Here is a 26326-nt window from a genome sequence, read left to right as displayed (position 1 = left end):
ACACCACAATGAAAAGTAGATTAGTATCTGGAAAAGCGAGCCCGAGAGGAGCTTACCCGCATGTCAAGCGTGCTGGGGATTATATTTTTATAAGCGGAACCAGTTCACGCCTGCCCGACAATACTTTTGCCGGAGTGCATCAAGTTGATGAAATGGGGACCATGCGTCTGGATGTTCGCGAACAAACTCGCGCGGTCTTGGAGAATATCAAAGACTATCTCGCCACTGAGGGAGCCACCATGGCCGATGTAGTTGACGTTACCAGTTTTCTAGTTAACATGAATGACTTTGCTGGATATAATGAGGTGTATGGAGAATATTTTAGCTCAGAAAATGGCCCTGCTCGGACCACAGTTGCCGTGCATCAATTGCCACATCCTCATTTGGTCATTGAGATTAAGGCCATGGCCTATAAACCACTTTAATCATGGACAGGCTGCAGAACTTCATAAACGGTGAATATGTGGACCCCATTGACGGGCAATGGATGGACAATTACACCCCGAGTACTGGAGCTGTCTCTGGGCAAATTCCAGCATCTAATGGGAAAGACGTAGCAAAAGCCTTTGAGGCTGCAAAGGCGGCTTTCGAGTCTTGGTCTCAAACACCCATTGAAGCACGCAGTCGTATACTTTTAAAGTTGGCAGATCTCATTGCTGCGGATTTAGACACTCTTGCTCATGCAGAAGCATTAGACAACGGGAAACCATTAGCTTTGGCCACCAAGGTAGATATTCCACGAGCCTCCTCTAATTTTAGGTTCTTTGGTAATGCCATCACCCAATTCGCCTCAGAAGCACACGAAAACCTGGCCTCTGATTCCATCAATTTTACCTTGAGACAACCCATTGGTGTTGTTGGTTGCATTTCTCCTTGGAACCTGCCACTCTATTTGTTCAGCTGGAAGATCGCCCCTGCCCTTGCCGCAGGAAATACTGTAGTTGCTAAACCCAGTGAGATTACTCCAGTTACTGCAGCGATGCTGGGTAAATACTGTAATGAAGCTGGCTTACCGCCAGGAGTATTAAACATTGTTCATGGCAAAGGTCCTGAGGCCGGGCAAGCCATAGTAGAACATCCTAAAATCAAAGCGATCTCTTTTACTGGAGGAACAACTACCGGTGCGGCAATTGCCAGAACTGCGGCACCTTTGTTTAAAAAGCTTTCTTTGGAACTAGGAGGAAAAAATCCAAACCTAATTTTTGCCGATTGTGACTTTGACAAAATGCTGCAAGTGACTTTAAAGTCCTCCTTTGCGAATCAAGGGCAGATCTGCTTGTGCGGCAGCCGTATTTTTGTTCAAGAAGAGATCTACGAACGCTTTAAGGCAGCCTTTATCCCTGCCGTAGAAAAACTAAAGGTTGGACCTTCTTTAACTTCTGGAATTGATTTGGGTGCGGTAGTCTCTAAATCGCATATGGAGAAGATCCTCAGTTATACAGCCTTGGCAGCGTCAGAAGGAAAACTACTCACAGGAGGGCATCAAATAAAATTAGACGAGGCCCCAGAAGGCTATTATGTGGATCCAACGGTCATTGAGGTTGCTACCACCCAATGCCGCTTGCAGCAAGAAGAAATTTTTGGCCCTGTGGTCACTATTATGCCCTTTAAAACAGAAGAGGAAGCGATTGCCCTGGCCAATGATGTTCCTTATGGATTATCATCAACAGTATGGACTTCTAATATTGACAGAAGCATTAGAGTTTCCAAGGCATTGGAAGCCGGAATTGTTTGGGTCAACACTTGGCTCAACCGAGATTTGCGCACACCTTTTGGCGGAGTTAAAGCCAGTGGGGTTGGACGCGAAGGAGGCTTTGAAGCTTTACGTTTCTTTACGGAACCCAAAAACATTTGCATACAATACAAAACCAATACATGAATATAGACCTCAGTGATAAGAATGCTCTGGTTTGCGGAGCCTCTGCCGGAATCGGTGCTGCCTCTGCAAGAGCCCTTGCTGCGCTTGGTGCGCGCGTGACCTTAGTTGCACGTAATGCCGATAAATTGACTGCCGTTTTACAAACTTTGGAGAACCAAGAAGAAGGACACGATTTTTTGGTGGCCGATTTTAGTGATCCGGAGCAATTTAAATCAGCTTTAAATGAGTTGCCGGACGATCGCAACTACCACATCTTGATCAACAATACGGGCGGCCCAAAAGGCGGCCCCATCTACAGCGCTGGGACTGCAGAATTCACCCAAGCTTTTTCTCAACATTTGGTGTGCAATCAACTGCTTAGCCAAGCCCTTGTTCCCGGCATGCAAAAAGATGGTTACGGCCGAATCATAAACGTGATCTCTACTTCTGTAAAACAACCTATTGACGGCCTTGGAGTGAGCAATACCATTCGTGGAGCGGTGGCTAATTGGGCCAAAACCCTGGCTAATGAGCTCGGCCCGTCTGGCGTTACGGTAAATAATGTACTGCCTGGGTTTACTGCAACGGATCGCTTGGCAGATATTGTTAAGAACGCAGCAAACAAATTCCAAAAGACAGAAGAAGAAGCTGCTGCCTTTATGCGTCAGCTCGTGCCTGTTAGACGTTTTGCTCAACCAGAAGAGATTGCCAACGCAGTGGCCTTTTTAGCGAGTCCTGCTGCAAGTTATATTAACGGTATTAATTTGCCTGTAGACGGCGGGAGAACTAAAAGTTTGTAACTTAGAAGGGTGGAGAGAAAATTACGCATCAACGGACACTCGCATCTACTGCCCTATCCGGAGGAGATTCCGGATTTTATGCGCGAGAAAGGTATCTTTTGGGTAGACAAGGACAGAAAGTATATGCTGCAAAAGAACTGGAGTCGTCCTGTGACAGATTCTAGTTTCTTTTTGGATGAAAAACTGGCTTGGATGGAACGTTATAAGATCGACCATGCCGTTGTCTTGAATCTTTCTCAGCTTTACGGAAACGGTTTACGCCTGGAAGAAATGAAACAGGCTTTGCGATTCCAAAACGATTTCAACGCGCGCATTCAACATGACAATCCATCTAAATTCACCTGTGGCTTTGTGGTGCATCCCGGTTTTGTACGCGGTGCTCTTTGGGAAATAGAGCGTTGTGTGGAAGAATTGGGCTTACAACTTTTGTGTCTGCCTACTCACTATATGGATACTATTGGTACTTGGCGTTGCATCTTTGATGAAGAGAACGAACCTATTTTTGAGCTTGCCAGTAAATACAACTTAGCGGTTGAGATCCATCCTTACGATGGTGAAAAATTCATTTTACTAGAAAACACAGCCTGGCGCTTCCACTTGATTTGGATGCTGGCCCAATGTGCGGATGCCTATCATTTTTTGACCCTAAACGGTTATGCAGACAAATACCCAAATATGCGCGTTTGTTTTGCACACGGTGGACAATTGGCGCAGATCAACCTCGGACGCCGTATACAAGGCTTCGATGGCCGTCCTGATCTCTTTGAAGGCAAGGTACATCCTAGAAAATCTGTGGGTCACAAAAACATTTTCTTCGATACGCTAGTACACGATACCGGCTCGCTCAAGTTGCTTATTGAAAACCAAGGCTCCAATCAAGTATTGGTAGGCTTGGATGATCCGTATCCGCTTGGAGAAATGGAGAGCGCTCCGCAATCCTCTTATCCAGGAAAGATCTTGGATCTGGCTCGCCAGCGCGACATCCTCACTGATGCTCAATGCGACGCCATGTGGGAGGACAACGTATTGCAGTGGCTCCATGGAGATGATCAAGCAGCCAAAGATGCACTCAAAAAACGCATACTCGGGAGCTGATAAGCAAACATTTTTTATATTGTAGTTGATTAACTAAACAATTGACTTATGAGAAAACTTGGAATGTACATGGCCTTTTTTGGTCTTTTTTCCATTGTTTTAAACTTTTTTGATCGAGTTCCAACCATCCTGATGTGGATTTACAATTGGGGTGAAGGCGTAGCCTGGGGAATTAAAATTGGATTGATCGTAGTAGGTGCGGTCTTTTTCTTTATGGGTAATGCCGAAGAAGAACCGGAAGAACTCCCTCAAGCTAATGAAGAATCTGAATAGTAGCTTATAAACCGATATATTGGACTCCACAATTTGAATCAAATTGTGGAGCTCTTTTTTTATTATGCATTTCTTACCTGAAAATATTGACCAATACGCTGTAGACCATTCACAGCAGGAACCCGAATTGTTACAACAACTCAACCGAGAGACCTGGCAAAAGGTTTTGAATCCCAGAATGCTCAGCGGGCATTATCAAGGACGCATTTTGAGTTTATTGTCAAAGATCATTCGGCCTAAGGTCATATTGGAATTGGGAACCTATACCGGCTATTCTGCCTTATGTCTGCTGGAAGGATTGCATCCCGAAGGAGAAATACACACCATTGATCAAAATGAAGAGTTGTACGATCTGCAACGCAAATATTTTGACCTTTCAGGAGCGGGAACTCGTATCCATCAGCATTTAGGAAGAGCAGATACCATCTTGCCCAGCCTAAACATTAAATACGATCTGGTCTTTATGGATGCAGACAAAAGGAATTATCCGAAGTACCTAGAAATGATCTTGCCGCAAATGAATTCCGGAGGAATCATTCTAAGCGATAATGTATTGTGGAGCGGAAAGGTAGTGGAAGAATTAGATCCCTATGACGAGGACACCAAAGCGCTTTTACAGTACAACAAAACCTTAGCCACGCATCCGCAATTGGAAACGGTACTGTTGCCCATTCGCGATGGACTTACCTTAACACGCGTTAAATAAATAGGGAAATTACAAACTAGGCTTGTTCGGCAAGTCTGTAGACCTGGAACTGGACAGAGGATCACGCCCAATAGTTCCACTTACCTGCTCAATACTCTTTTTAGTTTCATGCAGGCTGTCTTGCACATCCTTTACGATGCTGGTATCAATACCTTGCTGTTCTGCACTCTTGGTAATCTCACTTTTGATCTCGTTAGTAGCATCTTTGATCTGACGCATTCCTTTGCCCAAACCACGAGCTATGGTCGGGATTTTATCGGCTCCAAAAACCAATAACACAATAAAGAGGATAAACATAACCTCTGGCGTACTGATAAAACCGAATATCAAAAATGATTGCATGTTGCAAATATAATTAAGATTGCGCGGGAGGGTAAAAAAAAGCCCCGAAATCTTCGGGGCTTTTTCTATTATTTAGTCTTTAATACCGTCCTTGAACTGGTCAAACTGTCCGAGCTTTTTGCGCTGCGGCCATGCGTTGTTCGTAGTATCGATATCTGCTGTTTCTTCATCCGGATCAACTACGATCTTTGTGATCTCTTGCTCTGAAGCAATTACCTTGCCTACTTGAGCATCGTTCTTTCTCCAGATCTCTGCTGGATAAGTCTCACGCTTGGTAGATCCGTCTGCATAAGTATACTCTACAATGATTGGCATTGGAATACCTCCTGGCTTCTCAAAGGTAACTTCGTAGAAGAACTTAGGTTTGGTAACCGCTGCACGCTCCTCAGGAGTCATATTGTCCATCATATACTCTTTGATAGATGGAATGTCTTCTAGAGACATATCGGCCATACCTTCTTCAAAGTCTTCACTATCTTCAGCTACGTAGTATACCAATGGTGGCAAATCACTTTCAGTAAGACCACGAGCTTCCATGATCTCGCGCACCTCAGCATTAACTTTGCTGGAAACATAGAATTTCTTCACTTCACCAACACCCATGTCTACATAATCTGTAGTATAGAACCAAGAACGCCAGAACCAATCCAAGTCAAAGGCAGATGCATCTTCCATAGTGCGGAAGAAGTCCTCAGGAGTTGGGTGCTTAAACATCCAACGGTTGGCGTAAGTCTTAAATGCGTAGTCAAACAATTCGCGGCCCATTACAGTCTCACGAAGTATGTTCAATGCAGTTGCAGGCTTTCCGTAAGCATTGGCACCAAACTGATAGGTGTTTAAACCTTTAGTCATGATAGGCGCAATATAATCCTGATCACTGCTCATATAATCTACAATATTCTTAGCTGGTCCACGACGTGATGGATAGCTCTGATTTGGTGCGATGGCGTCTGGATACCACTCTCCAAAATCTTGCTCAGCAACGTACTGCATGAAAGTATTCAATCCTTCATCCATCCATGTCCACTGACGCTCATCACTGTTCACGATCATTGGGAAGTAGTTGTGTCCTACCTCGTGGATGATCACAGAGATCATTCCGTACTTGGTACGCTCGCTGTAGGTTCCATCTGGATTTGGACGTCCGTAGTTCCAGCAGATCATTGGGTACTCCATCCCTTGGTTACGGGCGTGCACGGAGATCGCCTTGTGATACGGATAGTCAAAGGTCATTCTTGAGTAACTCTTCAAGGTACTGGCAACAGCTTTAGTTGAGTATTCCTCCCAAAGTGGGTTACCTTCTTTTGGATAAAGAGAAACAGCCATAACGTCTTTGTTCCCGATCTTTACGGCCATCATATCCCAGATAAAACGACGAGAAGTAGCGAATCCAAAGTCACGAACCATCTCAGCCTTGAACTTCCAAGTCTTTTTAGCCGTTGCAAAATTGTTCTCTTTAGCCTCAGCTTCTTCTTGAGAAACAATGATCACAGGCTTGTCATATGTCTTTTTAGCCAACTCATAACGCTTCATCATGTCTTTAGTGAAAACGTCTTTACGGTTGGTCAATACTCCAGTCGCATCCGTGATGTGATCTGCAGGTACAGTTAGGTTTACCTCAAAGTTTCCGAAAGGAAGTGCGAATTCATCACGTCCCCAGAATTGAGAGTTTTGCCAACCTTCCACATCGTTGTAAACCGCCATACGCGGATAGAACTGTGCAATTACATAAGCTCTGTTACCGTCTTCAAATTCTTCGTATCCACTACGAGCACGATTGGTAACGTGGTTGTTTACGTTATACCACCATTTGATACTGAAGGTAAACTTCTCCCCTGTTTTAAGGGTCTTTGGCATTTCAACACGCATCATGGTTTGGTGGATCGTATAAGGAAGGTTTCCGCCTTTAGCGTCTTTTACCGCCTCAATATTGAATCCTCCGTCAAAACCTCCGTCCATAAACTTAGATGCGAATCCTCCTGGCTGTTCTGCCGGTGGCACACCGTCTCCTTCAATAAGTGGAGACTTAGAGTCTTTAGCACGAACGTTTTGATCCAATTGCACCCAAAGGTAATCTAGCGGGTCTGGAGAATTGTTCGTGTAGGTAATGGTTTCAAATCCGTAGAGTTTGGCGTTTTTGTCGTCCAATTCAATGTCCATTACGTAATCAGCTTGTTGCTGATAGTACTGAGGACCTGGAGCACCACTAGCTGAACGGAACATGTTCGGCGTAGAGAACTCCTGATACATCTGTCGGAATTTGTTGTTATTGATGTGTCCGCCTTCGCGAACCTCTGCTTCTTCTTCTTGTGCAAAGGCCGTACCGGCGATCAATGCAAATGAAAGAAAAGCGATCAACTTTGAGATTTTCATCAGTTCTGGGTTTTGTTTGAGATTATTGTGATTATTAGTTGCCTTTTAAGGGCCTTAAAAATAGCTCTTTAAGGCTTGATTTTACAGGGGTTTAATTAAACTTTAACATGTCTGTCGACTCGTCCTTTAGCAGAATCATGCTTCGTCGTTTGTCATCCTTTTTTACATGAACAATATTTTGCTGTTCAGGAAATAACTCGAACAGAAAATCATTAGTCACTTCCAAGGACTTAAGCTCCTTGATACCAGTGACTTCTAGATAACAGACCAGCGTTTCGATATCGTACTCTCTTCCGAGATATCGAGGAGTTACTTTAGCTCCATTGGCCTTGATTTCCAGTTTCTTCAAGAGGTATTTTTCTATGTAAAGGTCTACGGTTTTATCGTCGTTAGTGCTGTCTAAGATCAGATCTGGATCGTATCGTTCTTGCAAAACATCTTCAAAATCATCGATAAAGATCTTGGTAATGATCTGCAAACTCTGCTGATCTTGCACATATTCGATCTTAGTAATACTCACGTAGAATTTATGTGCCGAAGAATTCGCCAAAAACAGCGGGGCACACAAAACGGTTAATAACAATACGATTCTTTTCATAGCTTTAATTTGGCAACAACTAGGCCAAAATCTTCATCATTGGACGCAAATATAACATCCTTCGTTACAACTTTTATACTAATCTTCTGATTCCTCCAGGCGCTCCAGATAGATCCCAGAACGTTCTTCAAAGTGATTTAACACCAATCCGTATTGCTCTACTTCAAAGTCTCGCTGCACGCTGGTGGTCTCAATACAAAAGAGCAAAAAGTCATAGATCCGTTCTTGCGGCAACCCGTAGGACTCCTTGAAAAATTCCGCAGAATACAAGGCCAAAATCTGGGAGACCACTTGATTCTGATGCTCCCACTTGCGCTTTATCCGAAGCTTTTTATAATAGCCACTCATGTGCTTATACAACACTTCTAAATCAACGGTGGTGATGGTTCCAATTCCTGTGATGATCGGAACGATCTTCTCTTCTGGCTCTCCAATAAAGCCCGGAATCCCAACATCATTAAAGTTAATTGGAGTCTCCACCTCAATATCCTGAGCGTCTTGCTGCAGGTTGCCACTTAGTGCGGGTTTGATAAAGACCTCATCCAATTCTGTCACCCGATCATCTAAAACCACAGCTGCATATCCAGACTGCATCATTTGGGCATCGACAACAAGCTCTTTGAGTTGATAACGCACAGAGGAAAAATAGAGCGTATCGGCTAAAGAAACGCGAATTTCAAAACGACCATCCTGATCAGTTATGGTGTTAATCCTTTTGGATTTGTTTAAAACGTGAACGCCCTCAATGTCTGAGTTGTTGAGCAGTTTTCCCTCCAGTTCAATATGTTGCGCACGACCAACAATGGCCGTGAGGACAAGAAGAAGGAATAGATAATTAGTCTTTAATGCGTTCAAGATATAAGGTGCTTTGCTGCTTGATAAAGCCGAGCAAACGGATCTCATTTTCGGGTTTTAAATACCCCTCCGGGATGCCCTGCTCTTGCACAAAGTAAATAAAGTCATCATAACGCAGTTGCGGAATGTCATAAGATTCTTCAAAAAAGTAGACGTTGTAGCGCTGTCGCAAAACGGTGGCTACCTGCTCATCGGACTGCAAATTGTTGAGTTGCTCTTGTTGCTTGCGTTTCTTTCTGTCCTTTCCAATGAATTGCAAAATACCCAAGGGCGTAAAGCCATATTGCATCACATTCAAATTAGAGACTTCCTCAGAAACTACATTGCGAATGCGACTTTGGGAATCATCCTTAAAGTCGTATTCAAACTCCATGGATTGATAGTCAAAAGACAATGCGGTATCAAAAGCGTACACCTTTACGCGGCCTATATCCACCTCAACATTTCCCGTTAAATCATAAGGACGAACAATAACCTCTTCCAATTGATTCACATTGGGATTCAAATAGATCTTAATGCTCTTGTTTTCAATTACGCCTTTATCAATGATCACTGTAAAAGATTGAAACTGCAAAGCAGTCACGAGAATGCGGTCATTGGCAGCCATTTTCAAAGTAAAGGTTCCGTCCTTGGCGGTAATGGTTCCTTCTTGGGCGGAGCGGTTATAAATGCTGATTCCTTCCAGATCTTCACCTATGGGAGCAGATAATTCTCCTTTGACAATCACCCGAGTGATCTCTTGGGCTGATACCGTAAAGGCACTAAAAACAAACAAGAATAAGAGGTAGAAGTTTCGCATATTCTAAATTACGACACAAACTCTAATTTATCCCTTAAATTAGTCGTTACATTATGTTAAATCCATTATAATTTTGCAAAATCTAATCTTGGCAAGTACTTCCACAGTCCACGGCCAAAGCTATTTGGAATACTTAAAACCCACACTGGAATCCTTTTTCTCTGAGGTAGAAGAATTGCTCTTCATTCCCTACGCAAGACCCGGAGGCATCTCTCATGACGCATACACAGCACATGCTCAGCAGTTCTTTAAATCCATGGATATTGCTGTACGAGGAATTCACAGTTTTAGCGACCCTAAAGCAGCGATCGCGGGGGCACAGGGAATATTTACTGGGGGTGGCAATACTTTTGTTTTGGTCAAAGCCTTACATGATCTCGGACTGATGGCGGCACTTCGTGAACAATTATTTACTGGAACTCCTTATTTAGGAACCAGTGCCGGTAGTAATATCTGCGGAGTAAATATGCAGACCACCAACGACATGCCGATTGCCTATCCGCCCTCCTTCAAAACATTGGGAATGATTCCGTGCAATATCAACCCGCACTATTTGGATCCGGTAGCAGGAAGCACCCATATGGGAGAAACTCGGCAAACGCGCATCAACGAATTTCACAGCCAAGTCAACATTCCTGTCATTGGACTCCGAGAAGGAAGTTGGTTGGAGGTTCGTGGTAAAGAGATCCTACTCCGAGGTGCTCATACTGCGCGTTTGTTCCGACAAGGACAAGATCCTCTTGAACTCGAAACAAACACGCAAATTACCTCCTACTTTTGACATTTATGTAAATTAGCTTTATGAAGGTCATTCTAGAGACAGAACGCACTTACCTGCGAGAATTCTTGCCTTCCGATGCAAAATTCTTCTATAGCCTGAACTTGGACCCAGAGGTGGTTCGCTACACAGGTGATGTCCCTTTTGCCAGTATTGCAGCGGCAGAAGCTTTCATCAAAGCCTATGATCAATACCGAGTAAATGGCTACGGACGTTGGGCAGTTTGTTCCAAGGATGATGGTAGCTTTATGGGTTTCTGCGGATTGAAATATCATCCTGATGAAGATCTTACCGAAGTCGGTTTTAGGTTCTATCGCAAGCTGTGGAATCAGGGCTTTGCCACTGAGACTGCGAAGGCCTGCATCAAGTTGGGGTTTGAAGAATTTGATTTAACCGAAATTTACGCCCATGCAGATCGCGATAATCACGGATCTATTCGCGTTTTAGAAAAATGTGGCCTGAGCTTTGTAAAGCCTATTGAGTACGACGGCCATATGGCCAATTTGTATCGCCTTTTAAAAGAAGATTATGACGCGAACTGAATTTATTAAGACTAGCCTCCTCGCCGGAATGGGACTTCCATTGCTCTCTGGATTTAATACACCCTTTATGACACATGAAGTTTCCCTAGCGCGCTTGATGGGTAAGAATGAAAATCACCTAACGGGCTCCAGTTTTAAATTGGAAAAACAAACCATGCAAGCCTTTTTGCGTATGCAACGCGCAGCTGCTGTTGATGGAGTGACCATTGAAGTCGCCTCTGCCTTCCGTTCTTTTGACAGACAAGCTCAGATCTGGACCAGCAAATACAACAATTATACGCAGGCCGGAATGACTCCGCTTGCAGCAATGAAAAAGATCATTGAATACTCTACCATGCCAGGTACCTCCAGACATCATTGGGGGACGGATTGCGATTTGATTGATGGAGACGCATCTCCAAGACCATCAAGCGTACTGGAACCACGGCATTTCCACGGCCAAGGACCCTTTTGTAAATTCAAAGAATGGATGGATGCCAATAGTGAGTCTTTTGGGTTCTTTGAAGTGTATACAGACAATGCGAACCGCAAAGGATTTAAGTATGAACCTTGGCACTTTAGTTATAAACCGGTTTCTCAAAAATATATGGAAACCTATCTAAAATTCGACTTCAACAGGATACTGGAACAGATCAGTGTTCCTGGGGTAGAACATATGGACGCTCAGTTCATCGATGATTATTGGCAAAATAACGTTTCGGACATTAATCCAGACTTACTTCCAAACGCTTAAGTTTTGATTTTTGTACTTTGACCTCAACTAAATTCTAAGGTCATGTTACGAAGAGGAGGAAGTTGGAAAATCAGAATACTGTTTGGTTTAGCCATTGTTGCCTTTGCTTATTTTAACCGATGCAGCAATACCGTGGTCAATCCGTACACGCAACGCGAACAGGTCATCAATATGGATTCTGACCAAGAGATCGCGATTGGTTTACAGGCCATGCCACAACTCAAGCAACAACACGGTGGAGATTTCCCCAACCAAGACCTGCAAGATTTTGTAGATCGCGTTGGGATGAAATTGGTGAACAGTAGTATTGCTAAGGACACTCCCTATCGCTACGAATTCCACTTATTAGCAGATGACAAAACCATAAACGCCTTTGCACTGCCTGGCGGGCAGATCTTTATTACTTACGCGCTCTTGGCCAAATTAGACAGTGAAGATCAGTTGGCCGGAGTACTCGGTCACGAGATCGGTCATGTTATTGGACGGCATTCTGCAGAACGTATAGCCGAAACTGAATTTTGGCAGACGGTCTCTCAAGGAGCTTCGGTTGGAGCAGATGCCGGCGGACTGGTGGCTGGAATTGGTCAAAACGTGCTTTTGGGCAATGGCCGGGATGACGAGCTGGAAAGTGATGAATTGGGAGTACTCTTTATGATCCAATCGGGATACGACCCGGAAGAGATGATCGGCGTGATGCAAGTGCTCAAAGAAGCAGCGGGACCCAATCGAACTCCAGAATTCCAAAGTACACATCCAGATCCAGACAATCGGATGGATAAAATCCGTGCTGCCATTGAAAAGTATAGAGATCAAGGTATAGGTGTTAATTAAGCACTGTTAATTGTCGATGATTTGGTGTAATTTTGCAGCAAAACATCGCCCATGAGCAAGCAGGTTTTATTAATGATCCTTGACGGTTGGGGTATGACTCAAAACCCCGATGTCTCTGCCATTGCGCAGGCCAATACTCCTTTTGTAGATAGTCTTGCAAACCAATACCCTTGTGCACAACTACGCACAGACGGGATGCATGTAGGTCTTCCTGAAGGTCAAATGGGGAACTCAGAAGTGGGTCATATGAACTTAGGAGCAGGGCGCATTGTATACCAAGATCTAGCCAAGATAAACAAGGCGGTTGCAGAAGGGACCTTAGCAAAAGAGCCCGTATTACAAGAAGCCTTGCAGTACGCCAAAGAGGAAAACAAAGCGGTTCACCTTTTAGGATTAGTTTCTGATGGAGGTGTGCATTCCCATATTGACCATATCAAAGGATTGTTAGATGTAGCTGCAGATGAAGGTTTGTCTAAAGTATTTGTTCATGCCTTTACCGACGGGCGTGATGTAGACCCTAAAAGCGGAAAAGGCTTTTTGATCGAACTTAAAAAACACCTCAAAGATTCTACCGGAGAACTGGCCTCGGTTATTGGACGTTATTATGCCATGGACCGCGATACCCGTTGGGAGCGCGTTAAAAAGGCCTATGACCTGCTTGTTCATGGAAAAGGAACGGCCAGCAGTGATATAGCCTCCAGTATGGATGCCAGCTATGATGCAGATATCACCGATGAATTTGTTGAGCCAATTTGCATGACCAAAAATGGTGAGCCTGTTGCCACCATTAAAGAAGGTGATGTGGTCTTGTTCTTTAATTTTAGAACGGACCGCGGACGTCAGTTGACGCAAGCTTTGAGTCAACAGGCCTTCCCGGAATACGACATGGCACCTATTCCGCTCCATTACGTGACCATGACCAATTACGACGACAGCTTTAATGGCGTTCGCGTGATCTACGACAAAGAGAACCTGAGCGATACCTTGGGTGAGGTATTGGAAAAAGCCGGAAAGACTCAGATCCGCATTGCAGAGACTGAGAAGTATCCGCACGTAACCTTCTTCTTCTCTGGTGGACAGGAAGAACCTTTTAAGGGAGAAAAACGCATTCTCTGCCCTTCTCCTAAAGTAGCCACTTATGACCTGAAACCAGAAATGAGCGCCTACGAGATACGCGATAAGATCATCCCAGAGATCCAAAATAAAACAGCTGCCTTCATTTGCTTGAATTTTGCCAACCCAGACATGGTTGGTCATACGGGTGTATTTGCCGCGGCCATAGAAGCTTGTGAAGTAGTTGACAGCTGTACACAATCCATAGCAAAAGCTGCCTTGGCTGCAGATTACGATATTTTGATCATTGCTGATCACGGAAACAGTGAAACCATGATCAATCCCGACGGCAGTCCAAACACAGCCCATACCACAAACCCAGTACCTTTATATTGGGTGACCAATCAGCCGGCCAGCATAGCAGATGGAATTTTAGCCGATGTAGCGCCTACTGTACTTGCCTTGATGGGCGTATCCATTCCACAAGCCATGTCTGGAAATATCTTAACTCATTAAAGCTTGGAAGAAACTCGAAAAATAGCGGTAGACTTTGACGGAACCATAGTGGAGAACGCATATCCTCGCATTGGCAAGCCGATGCTGTTTGCATTTGACACCATGAAAAAACTCCAGCAAAAGGGGTTTAGACTCATCCTTTGGACCTACCGCCACGGCAAGTCTTTGGAGGAAGCTGTGGAGTTTTGCAAAGCCAATGGAGTGGAATTCTACGCAATTAATCAGAGTTTCCCTGAAGAAGAATTCACTCAGGATGTGAGCCGAAAGATCAATGCCGACCTCTTTATTGACGACCGCAATATTGGCGGTATGTGGGACTGGGGATTGATCTATCAAGAATTGATTGGAGAACAAGCTCCTATCCCAAGAAAAAAGAAATCTTTATTCGCCTTTTTAAAACGATAATATGATCATCCCAAAGACCGCCGAAGAAATAGAACTCATGCGCGAAAGCGCATTGATCGTATCCAAAACCTTAGGGATGCTCGCTGCAGAGGTAAAGCCTGGAGTGACCAGCTTGCACTTGGATAAATTAGCAGAAGAGTTCATTAGAGATCACGATGCCATCCCAGGATTCTTGGGGCTCTACGACTTTCCGAATACTCTTTGCATGAGCCCGAACGCTCAAGTTGTACACGGAATCCCGAACGATACTCCCTATGAAGAAGGAGACATCATTTCTATAGATTGCGGTGCTATCAAAAATGGATTTTACGGAGACCACGCCTACACCTTTCCCGTTGGAGAGATTGCGCCAGAAGTGGAGCAATTGCTTAAGGTGACTAAGGAATCGCTATACGTTGGTATTGCGCAGTTTAAAAAAGGCAACCGCACTGGTGATGTGGGCTATGCCATTCAGCAGCATTGTGAACAACACGGTTACGGAGTGGTTCGTGAATTGGTGGGCCATGGCTTGGGAAGAACCATGCACGAGGACCCAGAGATGCCTAATTATGGACGCAGAGGACGCGGAAAGAAATTCGTTGAGGGAATGACCGTTGCCATTGAGCCTATGATCAACCTTGGGACGCATCGCATAGAGCAACTCAAGGACGGGTGGACCATTTTAACTCGTGACCGTAAACCAAGCGCTCACTTTGAGCACAATGTTGCTTTAGTGGATGGAAAACCAGAACTACTCTCCACCTTTGGCTATATTTACCAAGCCTTGGGTATTGAAAGTGATGAAGAAACTCCTTTCCGTGCAGCAGCCTTGGTGCTCTAATAGATGAAAGCCCTATTTAAATTTTTTCTGAATCTTTTTCCCAGACCGCTGCTGATTCGGTTGAGCTATGTGGTTCGCCCGATCTTTGCCTTTTTTATGCGAGGCAATAGGTATTTTGATCCTATTGACGGCCGCGGATTTAGAAGCTTTTTGGCCTATGGTTATGCCAAAACCCGCGAGAACGTTTTATCGCCTAGTACACTCTCTCTAGAAAGACACCGCTTACTGTGGTTGTTTTTAAAGAACGAAACGAACTTCTTTAGCGAACCTCTAAAACTGTTGCACTTTGCTCCGGAGCAAGCCTTTTACAAGCGCTTTAAAAAGATGCAGCATTTGGATTATGTAACCACGGATCTGAATTCTCCCATTGCCGATGTAAAAGCCGATATCTGTGATTTGCCCTTTGAAGACAACAGTTTTGATGTAATTCTATGCAATCACGTTTTGGAACACATCCCCGATGACGCTAAGGCCATGCAGGAACTTTATCGCGTATTGCGCCCAGGGGGCTGGGGTATTTTTCAAATTCCTCAGGATTTAAACCGCGAGGAGACCTTTGAAGATCCAACCATCACCGACAAGGAGGAACGCACCCGCATCTTTGGTCAATACGACCACGTACGTGTCTATGGTCGAGATTATTTTGATAAACTCGCTGCTGTTGGCTTTGAAGTTGATGCGGTAGATTATACGCAGAAGATCGGTAAAGAACTGTCAGACAAATACAGTCTTGCTTGGGGAGAGCTTATCCCCTATTGCAAAAAGCCGCTGAATTAGTCTTTGAGCAAAGGCTCAAATCCGGCTGTAAAGAAAACCGCTGTGGAATCTGCAACCGCATAGGTCAAATAGGCCTCAACACCATCCAACTTTTCTAAAAGCGCTTTAGACTTATCCAATCCAAGAGCCATAAAGGTTGTCGCATAAGCGTCTGCTGCTGCACAGGTACTCGCCAAAACGGTAGCGCTGGTCACATCACTGGTCTCTGCCGATCCGGTAAGTGGATTTAAGGTATGTACGTAGCGTTTTCCGCTGACTGGATCTACACGAAACTTACGGTAATTCCCAGAAGCTGCCATAGCAATGTTTTCAAGCCTCACTGCTGCTTGAAGACCGCGCGTTTGGAAATTGGTATCAACAGCTTCTATTCCTCCAACCCATTGGGTTTGCTTTTCTAAGTTCATTCCGGAGGCATAAACCTCACCGCCCAACTCTATGATATAATCCGTCAAGCCTTGACCAGACATATACGTCGCGATTCGGTCAATTCCATAGCCTTTGGCGATGGCGTTGAAATCAAAGTAGATTTGTGGATACGCTTTGGTAATGGTCCCATCTGCATTGAGCTTTACTTTATCAAATCCGACGTAAGTCATTAAAGAATCCAAACTGGTGCTATCAATCACCGCTAAGGGCTTTTCATCTCCAAAACCGTAAGCGTTTCTAAGCACACCTATGGTTGGATCAAAATATCCATCAGACTCGCTGTGGATCTGTTGGGCCAAATTATAAACCTCTTGAAACATGGCATCAGTAACCTGGGTGGAATCTCCGCGATTGATCCGCGTGATATCGCTGTCTTCCCAATAAGTGCTCATGGATTGATTTACCGCGTTGATAACAGAATCCACGCCGGTACTCAAATCCATCTTCTCCGAATGAAAATATTTGATGGAAAAGGTTGTGCCGAATGCGCCTCCTTGCAGGGTATGTAACTGCGGAGTACCTTCCTGACAGCCGATTAGCATCAGCCCAAAAAAGAGGCCAAAAACAACTTTAAATAATTTCTTGAAGACCATGATAGACCATTGTATAGGATTCATCTTTAATAGGAGGTTTGGCATAATCACTGCCGTGCCCCAAACCAACACCGGCATAATACGTCTTGGCGTTGAATTTATCTGCGTGCTGTTTGATGGTTTGCATAAACACCGGATCATAAACCTTGGCATCTTGCGGATAGGCAACGGCGCGCACAATTACAAAATGCAGATCTTTATTCTTAAGAGCCACAAACTGAGGATCCTTTTTGAGTTTGGAGTTCACTCCTAAAAACTCATAGCCTTGCTCCTCCAGATCCTTGCCCACGATGTTCATGGCCAAATTGTGAAGTTCCTGTGGTGATAATGGGGTCATTTATTTAAATCTAATGCACTTAAATTCCGTGAATGTATAGGTGGGAATTCCAAAAGAATCTCCTTGGGGATACTCATACCAAGGACTTCGTTTAGAATCGTTGAGATTCTTGAGCATATGCACACTTTGTGCAGGTGTATTCCCTTGTGCAAAAATAAATAATTTCTCGCCGTTGGCATTACTAATCTCATCTACAGCCATAATTATATGCCCTGGAAAACCCGGATAAACGAGCATGTCTCCGAGCTGCATTTCATCGGGATCTGTAATATGAATGAGTTCATCATGCAAAGACCGCGTTCCTGAATAGGTAAAGATCAAATTGAGATAACGATAAAAATTGGCTTTGCTGTGATCTGCGGATGCGGACTTTTCAAAACGAACATCATTACCGTTGATCACCGGACGATAGCCTTGGGCGTAATACTTCCACGAACAATAATCTCCGGATGTGAAATTAAAGCCTATCTCGTCCTTTCTACCTGCTTGCCAAAGGTATTCTGCTCGCAATCGAATTAAGGCATCTGCGCATTGCTGAAGGCCGTTATCCGGAACAGAAAGATCCAACACACCGACATGGCCACGTTGATACACATAGGATTTGCCCGTATAGTTGATTACCTCAGCGCCTGCAGGTAAAAGTTTAAAACTTCTCAAATACTGCTGAAAACTTCCAGCCGGATATGGAACACGTGCGTAGTTTTCTGGAAGCTTAACACGGCTGGCAACTGTATTGCCTTGCTCCTCTATATAATTCGGACTGACCACATAACTCTTAGCCACTTGGGTGACTACCTGTCCCTTCTCTGTGCGCGACAACAGAAAGATCGCCAATCCAACAACAAGCAGAAATAAAAGTTTACGCATAAGGATATAACAAAAAAACCGGCACTTTAGTACCGGTTTTTTCTATATCTGAGCAATTTAATTATTGCTTGATCACTCGTTTAACAATGGTTCCTTCTGTAGTGAAGACTTTCACAAAGTAGATCGCAGTATCCAATCCGGTAAGATCAAGTTCAACACTTTCTGTCACTGTGTAGGTCTTGTTTGTGATCAGACGACCGCGAATATCGCGAACCTCAACCGCTTCAATAGTTGCTGATGGCGCAACTACGCGTACCATACCAGTAGTTGGGTTTGGCACAACGTTTAGGTTGTTGATCTGGTTGTCGTCGGTACTGAGTACCTTCTCCTCAAAGAATACTAAGAAACGATCATCATCTAAACCGGCATCTGCAGCAAAGCTGTAGTTCCCTGTGCTTAAGTTGGTGATAGCACCTGTCACTTGATCTTCAATAAAGACATCCACGTCAGTTGCTAGAGTTCCTAGCTCTATATCAGCCAATGAAATGGTGAATAATTGATTCTCCTCAATCTGCGAGCGGAATCCTACTTGAATTTGCGCGCTCATGTCAAAAGCCTCACGCGCTTGAATGGTCAACTGCTCGCCAGTTGCCACCGTAGAGAATAAAGAAACTGGAGTACTCAAACGTTTGGCGTCAAACTCATTTTCAAAATCAGCGGTAGCACCCTCCATAAAGGCCACTAACATTTGACTTCCTAGTTTATAGGTATCGTTGTTCACGTTCAGCCAAACACGCACCTTAGAAGCATCAAATGATTTGTATCCGGTATTATTACCAACCACACGTTGATCATTTTGATAGGTTACTGTTCCTGCAGCTACAGCCTTAAATCCAAATCCTTGTCCGGAGGCAATATATTGCGTAGGTGCATCTCCACCATTAGCAGCAGCAGTTCCTCCTACAGTGGCCACATACATGGAAATATCTCCCATATTGTAGTTGGCCTCGTTGTAACCTGCATATGAAGCACTTGGTTTATTGATGTGGTTCCAAAAATAAATGGTGTTTCCAGTTACAGCGCTGTTAGCGGCAATAAAGGCCTCCGCATCAATAGCAGATGCATAAGGGTTGGCCGTTACGTTCGCACTGGCATTCTGAGAACCGTTATATCCAGCATCGAATGTAATCACACCATTGTTAAGAGTTCCGTCGTCATAAATGAAATTATACACAGCATTATCTGGTACAGTTGCAGCAGCTTGTGGCAACAAGATATATCCCTCTCCAGGATTGATAGCACCTGAGTAATTCACCCAGTTATTACCGTCATCATCTGCCCAGTTCTCCGCAGTTGGATCTGCAGCAGCTACCGCAGGGTTTGGTACGAAGTCCGCTGTATTGTGATTTCTAAAGATAATTGCTGTTCCAAAGGTATTGGCGCGCGTGCTTCCCGTCATTGGATTCCCCACAACCATAAAGTCTCGGTTATCCAAACTAGGAGAAGTTTTACGAACAATAATGCTACCGTTGTTATTCACCACAGCATCATCATTAATCTGTACTACGGATCCTTCGTGTTGTACATCCAAAGTACCATCAACATTAATATTACCTACTGCACTCAGTGTCCCTCCAGCTCCAATAGTAAGCGTCGCTGATGGGTCAATATCACAAGAACAGGCGGTAATATCTCCATCGGTTGCAGTATCGTAATTACTAGCAATTGTAGCAATAGTTCCGGCTGTTGGAGTTACATCCCAAGAACCTCCAGAGAAGGTGGCTCCTGTTCCTTCAACAGTAACAGTCACATCGCAAGTAGTGATTCCTCCAGCACCGTCGTCTGCAGTAATGGTTACTATATTCTCTCCAAGATCAGCACAAGTAAAAGCAGTCTGGCTCAGAGATACGGTCACCGAGTTGCCACAGTTTTCTGCCAATCCAGCCACTTCTGGAATAAAGGCTACAAAATCATTAGTAACCGTCCAGTCTGTGCCATTTCTTCCAGGAACTACATAAGCTGTCGTTCCTCCAACATTCTCGATCCCTTGCGTACGAGTACCACCATCAGAGGTGATCGCTGTTGAGTGGATCTCAATTCTGCTGTCTGCCTCGTACAATTGTACTTGGAAGGTATTCAATAAGGAAGTATCCTCCCAGTGTGGCATGTTGATATAATCTACAACAAACACTCTGTTTGGTGCAGTACCTTCTGTCTTATATCGGATCGTTTCACCACCAAGAGGTCTCCAATCATCCCAAACCGCGGCGATCATATTGTCCGGTAGTGTGGTTGATGGTAGCGCATCGTTAGTGTAATCAGTAAGGTCATTCGTATCAAAAGATATGTACCCGTTTGAGGTAATGTGAACAGCACTGTAAGTCACTCCAAAGAAGCTAAAGTCAAAGCCTAAAGAGATAGCAGCTGTACCGGCGTCATCAGCAAGCGTAACACTTGTTGATCCCGTTGAGATATCCATAGGAGCATAAGTTCCTGTTTGATCAATAGTGTATCCATCACCCGGTAATAGGTTTGCGATCACATCTGGATCTGTCAAGGTAGCATTTCCAGCACCATCAAGAGTGATGGTCGTATCTTGACAAACTAATACAGGATTTCCGTCAGTAACCGTAATGGTTTGAGATGGAGTCCCTGAAGATCCGTCACAGTTCAAAGCACTAAAAGTAATGGTATGTGAACCAACACCTGCGGCAGAAGGATCAAAGTCAAAAGTATTGTCTCCATTATCAGATACTCCCGGACCACTGTATGTACCAGTTCCCAAAGCAATACCTCCACTTAGGGTTTGAACACCTTCTGTAGCACAAAAAGTATCTCCGCCTACAAGGCTAAAGCTAGCATCTGGCAAAGTGTAATCCTCAGTTCCATCAGATCGGCTTGCTGAAGAACCTTGGCTTGCATTTAATCCAAGACCTCTTCTGGCAAAAGCACCCCAGATCAAACACTGGTTCGCACCGCCGTAAATATTGGCATCAGCTTGTAGAATAGCATCACGTCCATCTACAAAACCAGGGCTACACGGTTGCAATTTCATTGCTTCAGAAACCAAATTCAAGGCAATATTGTTACCTCCTGTTCCGGCGTAAATATCAGCATCCCATCCGTAAACATCGATAAGATCCCAAGTCATTTCCCAAAGCATAGTAGCCCAAACAGATCCAACTCCGTGAGGAACTGAAGCTGTTGTAATGTCGTTATAAGTCTGTGTGTTATTTTCACGGTTATATGGTTGAGGACGAATTCCTCCACCAGTAGTTGGCTCTTCAAACAAGAAGGTACCTACAGGACGGTTGGTGTTAGAAGCATCTGCCGGCTTCATGGTCAAAATTAGACCTAAGAAGTCACTCCAACCTTCTCCCATTTGTTCTTGGTTACCCAAACAACCTGCAGCAGCTGGACCACCTGTCAAACGGTTAGACCATCCGTGTCCATATTCGTGCGCAATTACAAGGTTGTCAAAATCACCATCGGCAAATTGACCGTTTCCGTTGATATCACAAACATACATCTGCATTCTTGGGTTACCTCCATCCGCAGGGGTACCAAAGTTTGCGTTACAAGTTCCAGAACCGTCCTGAGCTTCTGCATCTACAGAATCTCCTCCAGCTCCACCGTTACCGTAATTGTTCTCTTGGAAGTTACCCGCTTGTTCCGTAAATCCATATTCATAAAGTACGTCATGAATAATGTTGGTCCAATAGAATAAGTTTGTAATTGCAGCAGACTCTGATTGGTTAGCTGTTGTATATGGAATGGTTAATGTATAATCAAAATCCAAACTCGCACCTCCATCTGGGGAGAAACCAGCATTATCACCATCCTCATAGGTGTGTGTATTGTTACCACGGGTATTAGTAAATTCCGCACCGGTTACCCCATTGGTATCGTGCCATCCATAAGGAGAGGCATTGGTATTTTCTGGATTTACCACAAGAACGCGACCCGTACTGTGGTTGGGAGATTCATCCGGAATTGCATAAACGCGGTATTGTGCTGGAACTGGCGAAGCTGCATTTACCACCATAGTTGGTGTATAAGCTTCTACCGTTGTTGGAGCCGCATGGGGTCCAATAAATGGCACATCGTGGCTGTGGTCGTGACCAAAGTCACAGTAATTTGTATAATTGAATTTAGTGATGATATCACCAGACTTGGCATCTACAAAGAAGTTGTACCAATCTGCACTGCGAGTTTCCGCAATGGAGAGTTCATAAGCTAGTGTCAAACCTCCTTTATCAGCATAGTGATAAACTAATTGGGTCGGAATTTCTCGCTCTGAGATTCCCGCTTTGCTATAAAGGACAACGCCATTTTCTTTACGTTCTAGTTGCGTAAGGCTCTCCGTCATGCTGTAAACCATACGCGTAGCAACATTTTGAATGGCCATCTCTGCGGTCATGCTTGAGCTACCTAAAGTCTGAGCATGGTTGTAAAGATTTTTGATCATCTTATTGTTGAAATTGCTCAGCTTACCGTCGGCATTAATATGTATGCTCGATTCGGTTCCTTTAACAGGAATACCATTAATTGCTTGAACAAAATAAACGTGATGAGTTCCACTTACTTCACTGGTGTGTTCCGCAGTGATGATGTAAGCAGCATCTTCTTGGAAAAGGCTTTCATTTTCAACCAATTCCTGTAGTTTTTGATCTAAACTAAAGTTGCGGGATTGTCCGTAAGCTGTAGAAACAGCTCCAAAGATCAAGAAAACAAAAACACCATAAAGGGCTTTTCTAACTGATTCTGAGACAGTTAAGTAATTAAGATGCATAATTTTACGGTTAAAGGGTTGTTGTTAAGGGGATTGATTTAGTGTGTGTTAGTCGTCAAAAATAGCATTTAAACGACGAAATACAAGGAAAAACTGCATTTTGTTAAGGATGTCATAAAAAAAGTGCCAATTAATTGAATAACTGGCACTTTCAAAAGTTTTAAAAGTAAGCCTACTCTTTGATAAGTCTAAGGCTAAATACCCCTGAATCGGTAGTAATATTCAGCACATAAATTGCGGCTTCAAGCTCAGCAACACTGAAGCTGGACTGATCTCCGCTCAATTCATGTTGTGCTACTTGACGTCCCCGGATATCATAGATCACCACATTTTCAAGTATCACACCGTTTGGAGCATTTAAGGTGACGTTATCTTGAGCCGGGTTCGGATAAAGCCCCACAAGCTCTAATGATTCGTCATCCACACCCAACACACGCTCTTCAAAGACCAAACTGAAACGATTGTCATAAGTACCGTTAAGCGCTCTGAAGACGTAATCACCTTCCGTTAAGTTGGTTTGCGTATTGAGTTCGTGATCGATCAAATACACTTGAGTGTCCTCCGGCATGGTATTGAATTCCATATCAGCGATGCTAATCGTAAATACTGCATCAGCTTCTATCATGCTACTCATACCCAGGCTAACCTCTGCTTCAACATTCCAAACTGGCAAACCGTTTATGGCCAGCTCTTCTCCAGTGATTAATTGAGAATATATAGAAACTGGAGTTGCCAATCGCTTGGCGTCAAAATGTGGTTCCATAGCCTCAGTAGCATCGTCCACAAAGGCAATCAACGCCTGAGATCTTAGTTCATAGGTCTCATTGGTCAAGTTTAACCAAATCCGATCTCTTTGAACTGGCTCAGTCATTCTAAAAGTATCATTCGGCCCAGTGACACGCATGGAATTAGCAAAACTAACCGTTCCTGCTGCTGCTGCCTTATAACCAAAGCCTTGAGCGGAAGAAATAAAGCCTGTCGGAGCCGCACCACCATTGGCGGCAGCCACTCCTCCTGAACCTGTAGTGTACATAGAAATATCTCCCATATCATAATTGAGATCATCATAACCAGGATAAGCGGCCGAAGGCGCCGTTAAATGCTCCCAGAAATAAAGGGTGGATATTATTGTTGAATTTGCCGCGATAAAAGCGTCAGCATTTATAGCCGAAGCGTACGGGTTGCTGATGATATTCGGGCTTGAATTTTGGTCGGTATTGAACACTGCAGAGATATCAAGCGGTCCGCTGTTTAGCGTTCCCGTATTGAATTCAATATCGAAGACTCCAGAAGCTCCCGGATCTGTACCGCGTCTTCTAAACATATAACCTTCTGCAACGTTTAAGGTTCCTGTAAAAGGCGACCAATTGTCTCCGTTGTCATCGGCAAAGTTTTCTGCGGATGGAAAAGCAGCAGCAACATCGGCATTAGGCACAAAATTCAACGTATTGTGACTAAACATGCGTACTCGCATTGGATCGTACAAGGCAGCATCTGCTTGCATGCTCATGGGCGAGCCTAAAATTGAAAAGTCTCGTAAACTTAAACTAGGTGTTGTTTTTCGTACACTGATGGTTCCGTTATTGGTTGTAACAGCAGTCTCTGAAGTCTGCACCACAGAACCTTCGTGTTCTACAACCAGATTACCATTGATCCCTACGGTGATATCTTCTGTCGCCAAAAGGTAATCTCCCGCATTCACAGTCACTGTTCCCAATCCTATAATACAGCTACAGCTTTCAATACTACCAGTTACTGTATCATAATCTCCAGAGAAAGCCGCAACAGCCCCTAGGTCTGGAACTCCATTGGTCCAGGCGCCACCGTCCCAATCTGTGATACGAGCGCTTACGGTGATATCTGTAGAACAACTGTCAATATTACCGGCATCGTCAAAAGCATAAAGGGTTTCTGTAATGGTTCCGACGTCAGAACAAGTATATTCCAAAGGTGCATCAGCAATAATGCTCATGTCCCAAGAAACCGATGACATTCCAAAAGCACCAGGATCTGGGATCAATACATGCATGAAATAGGTTTGACCGGCTTCAAATGAGAAAGTAGCGCCTCCAGTTGACGCTGTCAAAACACCAGCATTGTTGTAGTTTACAAAGCCGAGATAATTCGGAGAAGCAAACAGGTTCGTGCCCAAATCTGGTTTTGCATTAAAGAAGGTAAGTACGTTTCCATCGGAAGCCGAAGTTCCCGTAGCCACAGGTGTGTAATCACCAGTGACTGAAACAGTAAAAGCAAATTCATTAATTAAGAACGTACCGCCTCCGTAGTCTGCTGGGGTACTACCTGCAGTGGTCTCTGAATCAAAACCAGTGGTTTCAAAGCCGAGATAAAAACGGGCAGCATTGTCTGTAGAACCGGCATCAGCATCTGTCGGGGCAACTAGCACGGTACCTTCTGCACCCAACTCTGCTGTAACATCTTGACAAACGGCAATTGGAGCAACAATGTCTTCACAGAATTTAAAGTTGTCTACGGCCACATAGATAAAACTGCCGCTAATGGTCACCTCTACTTCATCCACGTCTTCCCCAGAAAAGTCTGAGGCTCCGTCCGTAGCAAAATCAACCGTAGAGAATCCACTCGTTGATCCAAAGGTCGTCGGGAAACTGCCTGTTTTTGTAAAGCTGTAAACTTCAACACCATCTAATAATCCGCGCACGGTCAAAGAACCGTCGTTGGTTGGATTGGCGCCGTCCGCCTCAGAAGAAACAAAAACTTCAAAACTTTCCATATAGAGCAGTGCAGTATTAGTCACACTGATGGAATAGGTCTTATCTACACCTTGATCATCTACATTATCTAAATATCGGTCTGAAGCACCTGCTCCAGCTCCTATAAATTCATCTACGCTAAAATTGGTTGAGCTCGTGGTAAAAGGAACTCCGGCACGCGTCCATGTATTGGCATCAACAGCCAATGACTCAAAGGTCTCTACAAAGCATGAAGACACCAAATGCACTTCTCCTTCGGTAAACGGATCTGGGGGCGTATTGCCGTCTGTATCCTCTATATCGGTACCCGAAAGCAGGTCCAATCTCAAACTACCCTCTCCAGAAATTCCAGAGATCGAAACCGTGTAGGTTGTTGCAGATCCACTCACATTATCTATAGTCCCTGTAGCAGTTCCGGTTAGAGTTAAACCACAATCATCTCCTGAAACCTTGACGGCATCTTCATTGAAGATCACCGTATAATCAAC

24 protein-coding genes are annotated in these 26326 nt (G+C 44.2%); 14 read left to right on the top strand and 10 right to left on the bottom strand.

What is annotated here, in order from left to right; translation table 11 throughout:
* The first annotated feature begins 8 nt into the window (after positions 1 to 8).
* From HRT75_RS02350 to HRT75_RS02325, 6 genes are all read left to right on the top strand, one after another.
* Positions 9 to 425 carry a RidA family protein gene (locus tag HRT75_RS02350; protein ID WP_291182403.1) on the top strand — a complete coding sequence of 139 codons (417 nt, stop codon included), beginning with the start codon at positions 9 to 11 and terminating at the stop codon, positions 423 to 425.
* A gap of 2 nt (positions 426 to 427) precedes the next feature.
* On the top strand, positions 428 to 1879 hold the full coding sequence (locus HRT75_RS02345; protein WP_291182402.1) for an aldehyde dehydrogenase: 1452 nt from the start codon (positions 428 to 430) through the stop codon (positions 1877 to 1879).
* Complete coding sequence (locus HRT75_RS02340) at positions 1876 to 2658, top strand: SDR family oxidoreductase (RefSeq protein ID WP_291182401.1); 783 nt, start codon at positions 1876 to 1878, stop codon at positions 2656 to 2658. Before HRT75_RS02345 ends, HRT75_RS02340 begins: the two co-directional genes overlap by 4 nt.
* 9 nt (positions 2659 to 2667) lie before the next feature.
* Positions 2668 to 3753, top strand: coding sequence for an amidohydrolase family protein (locus HRT75_RS02335; protein ID WP_291182400.1), 1086 nt, complete (start codon positions 2668 to 2670; stop codon positions 3751 to 3753).
* A 48-nt stretch (positions 3754 to 3801) separates the two neighbouring features.
* Positions 3802 to 4026: a hypothetical protein gene (locus tag HRT75_RS02330; protein ID WP_291182399.1), complete on the top strand. Its 225-nt coding sequence runs from the start codon at positions 3802 to 3804 to the stop codon at positions 4024 to 4026.
* A 64-nt stretch (positions 4027 to 4090) separates the two neighbouring features.
* A complete protein-coding gene (locus tag HRT75_RS02325) occupies positions 4091 to 4732 on the top strand; it encodes an O-methyltransferase (protein WP_291182398.1) in 642 nt (213 codons plus the stop codon).
* 9 nt (positions 4733 to 4741) lie between these two features.
* On the opposite strand, the gene HRT75_RS02320 is transcribed toward HRT75_RS02325, so the two are convergent.
* The 5 genes from HRT75_RS02320 to HRT75_RS02300 all read right to left on the bottom strand — a co-directional run bounded on the left by HRT75_RS02320 (position 4742) and on the right by HRT75_RS02300 (position 9699).
* Complete coding sequence (locus tag HRT75_RS02320; protein WP_291182397.1) at positions 4742 to 5074, bottom strand: twin-arginine translocase TatA/TatE family subunit; 333 nt, start codon at positions 5072 to 5074, stop codon at positions 4742 to 4744.
* Between the two features lie 72 nt (positions 5075 to 5146).
* Complete coding sequence (locus HRT75_RS02315; RefSeq protein ID WP_291182396.1) at positions 5147 to 7447, bottom strand: M1 family metallopeptidase; 2301 nt, start codon at positions 7445 to 7447, stop codon at positions 5147 to 5149.
* A gap of 91 nt (positions 7448 to 7538) precedes the next feature.
* Complete coding sequence (locus tag HRT75_RS02310; RefSeq protein WP_291182395.1) at positions 7539 to 8045, bottom strand: DUF6702 family protein; 507 nt, start codon at positions 8043 to 8045, stop codon at positions 7539 to 7541.
* A gap of 78 nt (positions 8046 to 8123) precedes the next feature.
* Complete coding sequence (locus HRT75_RS02305) at positions 8124 to 8900, bottom strand: carboxypeptidase-like regulatory domain-containing protein (protein WP_291182394.1); 777 nt, start codon at positions 8898 to 8900, stop codon at positions 8124 to 8126.
* Complete coding sequence (locus HRT75_RS02300; RefSeq protein ID WP_291182393.1) at positions 8881 to 9699, bottom strand: carboxypeptidase-like regulatory domain-containing protein; 819 nt, start codon at positions 9697 to 9699, stop codon at positions 8881 to 8883. The genes HRT75_RS02305 and HRT75_RS02300 overlap by 20 nt, the downstream gene beginning before the upstream one ends.
* 73 nt (positions 9700 to 9772) lie before the next feature.
* Here HRT75_RS02300 and pepE point away from each other — a divergent pair, with 73 nt between their 5' ends.
* The 8 genes from pepE to HRT75_RS02260 are packed head-to-tail and all read left to right on the top strand — an operon-like array spanning position 9773 to position 16154.
* Positions 9773 to 10480 carry a dipeptidase PepE gene (gene pepE, locus HRT75_RS02295; protein ID WP_291182392.1) on the top strand — a complete coding sequence of 236 codons (708 nt, stop codon included), beginning with the start codon at positions 9773 to 9775 and terminating at the stop codon, positions 10478 to 10480.
* Positions 10481 to 10500: 20 nt separating this feature from the next.
* Positions 10501 to 11019, top strand: a complete 519-nt coding sequence (locus HRT75_RS02290; protein ID WP_291182391.1) for a GNAT family N-acetyltransferase — start codon at positions 10501 to 10503, stop codon at positions 11017 to 11019.
* Positions 11006 to 11752 carry a M15 family metallopeptidase gene (locus HRT75_RS02285; RefSeq protein WP_291182390.1) on the top strand — a complete coding sequence of 249 codons (747 nt, stop codon included), beginning with the start codon at positions 11006 to 11008 and terminating at the stop codon, positions 11750 to 11752. The genes HRT75_RS02290 and HRT75_RS02285 overlap by 14 nt, the downstream gene beginning before the upstream one ends.
* A gap of 42 nt (positions 11753 to 11794) precedes the next feature.
* A complete protein-coding gene (locus HRT75_RS02280) occupies positions 11795 to 12583 on the top strand; it encodes a M48 family metalloprotease (RefSeq protein ID WP_291182389.1) in 789 nt (262 codons plus the stop codon).
* Between the two features lie 51 nt (positions 12584 to 12634).
* Positions 12635 to 14152, top strand: coding sequence for a 2,3-bisphosphoglycerate-independent phosphoglycerate mutase (gpmI, locus tag HRT75_RS02275; RefSeq protein WP_291182388.1), 1518 nt, complete (start codon positions 12635 to 12637; stop codon positions 14150 to 14152).
* A 3-nt stretch (positions 14153 to 14155) separates the two neighbouring features.
* Positions 14156 to 14557: a BT0820 family HAD-type phosphatase gene (locus tag HRT75_RS02270; RefSeq protein WP_291182387.1), complete on the top strand. Its 402-nt coding sequence runs from the start codon at positions 14156 to 14158 to the stop codon at positions 14555 to 14557.
* Position 14558: 1 nt separating this feature from the next.
* The gene (gene map / locus HRT75_RS02265) at positions 14559 to 15377 is read left to right on the top strand and encodes a type I methionyl aminopeptidase (protein ID WP_291182386.1); all 819 of its coding nucleotides are present in this window, start codon (positions 14559 to 14561) and stop codon (positions 15375 to 15377) included.
* A gap of 3 nt (positions 15378 to 15380) precedes the next feature.
* Complete coding sequence (locus HRT75_RS02260; RefSeq protein WP_291182385.1) at positions 15381 to 16154, top strand: class I SAM-dependent methyltransferase; 774 nt, start codon at positions 15381 to 15383, stop codon at positions 16152 to 16154.
* Here HRT75_RS02260 and HRT75_RS02255 read toward each other — a convergent pair.
* From HRT75_RS02255 to HRT75_RS02235, 5 genes are all read right to left on the bottom strand, one after another.
* Complete coding sequence (locus tag HRT75_RS02255; protein ID WP_291182384.1) at positions 16151 to 17197, bottom strand: FAD:protein FMN transferase; 1047 nt, start codon at positions 17195 to 17197, stop codon at positions 16151 to 16153. The two genes, HRT75_RS02260 and HRT75_RS02255, sit on opposite strands and share 4 nt — an antisense overlap.
* Positions 17151 to 17510 (bottom strand): Na(+)-translocating NADH-quinone reductase subunit F, encoded by a 360-nt coding sequence (locus HRT75_RS02250; protein WP_291182383.1) that lies wholly within the window; start codon positions 17508 to 17510, stop codon positions 17151 to 17153. The genes HRT75_RS02255 and HRT75_RS02250 overlap by 47 nt, the downstream gene beginning before the upstream one ends.
* Positions 17511 to 18377: a DUF4846 domain-containing protein gene (locus HRT75_RS02245; protein ID WP_291182382.1), complete on the bottom strand. Its 867-nt coding sequence runs from the start codon at positions 18375 to 18377 to the stop codon at positions 17511 to 17513.
* A gap of 61 nt (positions 18378 to 18438) precedes the next feature.
* The gene (locus HRT75_RS02240; protein WP_291182381.1) at positions 18439 to 23109 is read right to left on the bottom strand and encodes a M36 family metallopeptidase; all 4671 of its coding nucleotides are present in this window, start codon (positions 23107 to 23109) and stop codon (positions 18439 to 18441) included.
* 172 nt (positions 23110 to 23281) lie between these two features.
* Positions 23282 to 26326: T9SS type A sorting domain-containing protein (locus HRT75_RS02235; protein WP_291182380.1), on the bottom strand; the 3045-nt coding region annotated here is incomplete at its 5' end.

Origin of the sequence: Gilvibacter sp., from assembly GCF_013214815.1 — a bacterium.
GTDB lineage: Bacteria > Bacteroidota > Bacteroidia > Flavobacteriales > Flavobacteriaceae > Gilvibacter.
The sequence above is the reverse complement of the archived record's forward strand: the minus strand, read 5'-3'. Positions and strand labels throughout refer to the sequence as shown.